At 43.4% G+C, this 1962-nt stretch carries 3 protein-coding genes; all 3 read right to left on the bottom strand.

All coding sequences use genetic code 11. The features are described from left to right. Nucleotides 1–67 precede the first annotated feature (67 nt). A complete protein-coding gene (locus SORDD16_RS03375; protein ID WP_061452382.1) occupies nucleotides 68–406 on the bottom strand; it encodes a YlbF/YmcA family competence regulator in 339 nt (112 codons plus the stop codon). Nucleotides 407–416: 10 nt separating this feature from the next. After that, the gene (locus SORDD16_RS03370) at nucleotides 417–1520 is read right to left on the bottom strand and encodes a prephenate dehydrogenase (protein ID WP_061452381.1); all 1104 of its coding nucleotides are present in this window, start codon (nucleotides 1518–1520) and stop codon (nucleotides 417–419) included. Nucleotides 1521–1529: 9 nt separating this feature from the next. After that, the coding region (locus SORDD16_RS03365) for a chorismate synthase (protein ID WP_128973459.1) at nucleotides 1530–1962 on the bottom strand (433 nt) is incomplete at its 5' end.

The raw sequence follows: 1962 nt of genomic DNA, 5'->3' as shown, positions 1-1962 counted from the left end.
TTTTTCTTATTTTATCACAAAAAAGCCAGAAATTCCTGAAATTTCTGGCTTTTATACAGATAAAATACTATTTCAATAATTCTGAAACAGGTTCAAAGACAATTTTTTCAATGTCTGAAAGGTAAATAGACAATTGTTGCTGTTTGGCAAAGAAATCTGACAAAAGAGCGTTCTCTTGGATTTGCTTGCTGAAAGACTGCATCTTTTCTTGGAAAGAGGCGTCTGGCATTTGACCTGTCTGTGCTAGTCTTTGAATTTCTTCTTGGAAAGCAACGTACTCTGTAAAGATTTTGCTTGCTTCAGCATCTGCTGAAATCGCATCTTTAGCTGCTTTGACAGCTTTGTATTCTGGTAATTCGCGTAATCCGCGACTGAGTTCGTTTGCACTATCGTAAATATTTGACATGATTTTCTCCTTATTTGACAACGACTGTGTAGTCGGTGTTTTCTGTTATGAGATGCTCGGCTCGTTCCAAATCTTGAGCATTTTTAAAGGAAATTTGTAGAATCCCGTGAACATCCTCCCGGTTTTCTTCGTTGATGTGGATGTTGACCAAGGAAGTTCCTCGTAGCAATTCCAAAATCCGCAAGATGACATCTTCTTCATCGGGAACGTCGACATAGAGGTCATAAGAGCTATCCACACCACCACGTTTATGGATTTCCATGGCCTGCCGCTGCGCACGCGCTTGATTGAAAAAGTTCCAGATTTGCTCTTCATCTCCCTTGCTGATGGCTTGTCCAACCTCATCTAGGCGCTCCTTGAAATCCGCAATTCGATCTAGAATAGTCTCACGATTGGACAAGAGAATGGAAGTCCACATACCTGGCTCGCTTTCCGCAATGCGAGTCATATCTCGAAAACCACCCGCCGCAAAGCGCCTTGCCATCTCATGTTCTTGAGCATAAACTGCCGTCTGCTCCATAAGGCTGGAAGCCAGAATATGAGGAAAATGGCTAATCTGAGAAGTGACCCGATCATGCTCCTTGGCATCAATCTCGATAAAACGAGCATGAAGGCCTGAAAGCAAGTCCTTTATTTCCTCAAGTGTGTCAGGACTAGTCAGGCTCGAAGGTGTGAAGATATAGTAGGCATTTTCAAAGAGATTGACATCCGCAGAGGCAGCTCCTGTCTTGTGGCTACCAGCCATGGGATGAGCCCCAACAAAGCGAACAGACTTGCCAGCTAAATATTCCTCCGCCGCATCCACGATGGCTGACTTGGTTGAACCAGCATCCGAGATAATCACTCCTTCTTTCAAGTTCAAATCTGCCAACTCCTGAATAAAAGCAATGGTCTGTTTGATTGGCAAGGTCAGAATGATGATATCTGCCAAAGGAGCAAAACTGGCAAAATCATCTGTTGCACGGTCAATCATGCCTTCTTTCAAAGCAATATCTCTCGAAGCTTGACTACGATTATAACCTAAAATTTCATAATCCGGATGATCACGTTTGATACCAAGTGCCATAGAGGCACCAATCAAACCAAGACCCGCGATATAGATTGTTTTTGCCATAGGAACTCCTTAATAGTTCTTTGTATAGTCTCGGTGTTTGGCCACCGCTTCTTTTAATTCCTCAAGATTGTCCGATGAGAATTTTTCAAGAATTTCCTGGGCCAAAACGGTTGCTACAACAGCTTCCATGACCACACCTGCTGCTGGAAGTGCGGTCGGATCACTTCTCTCTACAGTTGCCTTGTAAGGTTCGTGAGTCTCGATATCCACACTCATAAGAGGTTTGTAAAGAGTAGGAATGGGTTTCATAACACCACGAACAACAATTGGTTGCCCATTGGTCATACCACCTTCAAAGCCACCTAGATTATTGGTACGACGAGTATAACCGTCTTCTTTAGACCAGAGAATTTCATCCATGACTTGACTGCCTTTGCGGTAACCAGCTTCAAAGCCAAGACCAAATTCCACCCCTTTAAAGGCATTGATAGAGACAACCGCT

The organism is Streptococcus oralis, assembly GCF_001578945.1.
GTDB lineage: Bacteria > Bacillota > Bacilli > Lactobacillales > Streptococcaceae > Streptococcus > Streptococcus oralis_Q.
The sequence above is the reverse complement of the archived record's forward strand: the minus strand, read 5'-3'. Positions and strand labels throughout refer to the sequence as shown.